Source organism: Edaphobacter aggregans DSM 19364 (assembly GCF_000745965.1).
GTDB lineage: Bacteria > Acidobacteriota > Terriglobia > Terriglobales > Acidobacteriaceae > Edaphobacter > Edaphobacter aggregans.
Genome location: NZ_JQKI01000298.1, coordinates 1 through 2461 on the forward strand (window position 1 = coordinate 1; position 2461 = coordinate 2461).

General features: G+C 50.4%; 1 protein-coding gene. It reads left to right on the forward strand.

What is annotated here, in order from left to right; translation table 11 throughout:
- Positions 1–634: 634 nt before the first annotated feature.
- Positions 635–2458 (forward strand): sensor domain-containing protein, encoded by a 1824-nt coding sequence (locus Q363_RS31340; RefSeq protein WP_051979603.1) that lies wholly within the window; start codon positions 635–637, stop codon positions 2456–2458.
- Positions 2459–2461 lie beyond the last annotated feature (3 nt).

Here is a 2461-nt window from a genome sequence, read left to right on the forward strand (position 1 = left end):
GGTTCGAGGCAGGGAACGAATCCGAAATGCGGCGCGGAGATGGTCAATGATGATGTGGGGCACATCCGACAGCATGGGAAAATATCCCAGACGCTCTGTGCGAACACGGGCACAGTTGAGGGCACAGTTCCTTCACGAGAAGTGCTCCAAACGTGCCTTACCGTTCCCTTTGGTGCACCTTCATATCCTTGATTCTGTTGATGTTCAGTAGAGTGGCATGGAAGAGGTCATCGGTTCGATCCCGATATTGGTGTCATTTGGTGTCAAAGGTTGAATGACCCCATCAGACACTGCTGCGCGCTGCGGCCGCCTCCCTCTCCTCAAAGCTGCTATATCCGACGTCTTTTTCGTCGTTGCCCGAGGATTCTGAGTAGACCGCGACTTTCTTAGCTCTCGACTAATGGAATTGACCGTTGCCTGAACGCTCTTTTAGGACTGGAACGGATGTGGCATCTACTTGAGAAGGCGGCTTATACGGTGCAGTGTGATAAATATATGTTTCGCAATAGGAATATATGTTGGGTTTGAGCCGCACGGTGCCACAATTACTTAGAGGCCCCGAAGGACCAGATTCAGATAGGCAACTTCTCGCTGCACTAATGTTTACAGTTAGGTGTCTAAGGAGGTCTCGTCGGTGGAGACCGATTGCAAATCGAATACATATGCGGTCCTGGACTCTGCGCGCCTGCCAATTGCTGTTATGGAGGGCGAGGACAAGATCCTGCGTTATGTAAATTCGGCCTTCTCCACTTTAATGTGCAAGAGTGTGGAAGAGATCATAGGAATACCTTTTGCGCAGTTGATGCCTGACGATGAGATCTGTCTTCTTCTATTAGACGAGGTATATCGCAGTGGTAAATGCGAGACTCACGCGCAACAACTGAACGCTCAGTCACACCCGCTCTACTGGTCTTATGAGATATGGCCGACCTACGGGGACTCGAGAGACGGGACTAAACCAGTGGGCCTAGTCCTTCAGGTCATAGAGACGGGATCCCTACATCGTCAAACGGCTCTTATGAATGAGGCGTTGCTCTTGTCTGCGGTGCGTCACCACGAATTAATGGAGGAAGCTGAAACCCTCAACGGCAAGCTCGAGGCTGAAATCCGGGAACGGCAACGAGCTGAGAGTGAAATCGAGCAATTGGCCTACTATGACGTACTTACCGATCTACCGAACCGGCGGCTTCTTCTAGACCGTGTACATCATGCCGTCTTAACGTGCCGCCGTACGATGCGTCACGGCGCCATTCTTTTCCTCGATCTAGATCGCTTCAAAACAGTCAACGATACCCGAGGCCATCAACTTGGCGACTTATTGCTTCAACAAGTCGCACAAAGGCTTAAGCACTCCGTGCGGGCGGGCGACACCGTGGCACGTCTAGGTGGCGACGAATTCGTGATAATGCTTGAGGATCTCAACGAAGATGCCGCAGAAGCAAATGAACAGGCAGAGAAAATCGGAGCAAAGGTACTTGCTTCACTCGAACATCCTTATTTGCTGGAGGAACACCGGCATTACTGCACCGGAAGCATCGGAATTACCCTTTTTGGCAAATCCCAGGAATCAGTAGACGGCTTGCTTAAACAGGCTGATTTGGCGCAATACCGAGCTAAGGCCGCAGGCGGACAGACCATCCGCTTTTTTGATCCCCAGATGCAAGCCAAAGCTATCGCACGCGCCACTTTAGATGTCGATCTAAGGTTCGCGATACAGAAAGAACAATTTATGCTTCATTACCAGCCACAGGTCGACTCCAACAGATATTTGCGTGGTGTCAAAGCTTTGCTGCGCTGGAAACACCCTCAAAGAGGCCTACTCCTTCCATCGGATTTCATACTCTATGCCGAAGAACACGGACTCATAGAATCAATCGGTCTCTGGATCGTCGATACGGCGTGTAGGCAGTTGATGGCATGGAGTCGCAAGCCCGAAACCTCACATCTTACGATCGCTATTAACATAAGTTCCCGGGAGTTTGGCCATCCGGAGTTCGTTACGCGCGTTCTCTCGATTCTTGATGAGACAGGTGTCAACCCGAACAGGTTGATACTGGAATTCACGGAACGTGTGATGTTTGGTTCCTTAGAAGAAACGCTCGTTAAAATGAGTGCTTTGAAAGCCTGCGGCTTATCATTTGCGTTGGATGACTTCGGCATGGGCTTCTCGTCCCTAACCTGTCTAAAGAGCCTGCCCATATCTCAAGTGAAGATCGATCGATCTTTTGTATGCGATATCCTTACAAATCACAGCGACGCGGTAATCGCGAGCGCGATCCTCGGTTTGGCACAAAATCTCGGACTTTCCGTTGTTGCCGAAGGTGTTGAAACTGAGGAGCAATATGCATTCCTGGCGACCCATGGTTGTCGTATATTCCAAGGGTTTTTTTTCGGCGCACCTCAACCTATGGAGCATCTGCTCCTGGATTGTCGAAAGATCGGTTCGCCCTTCTCTTAAACT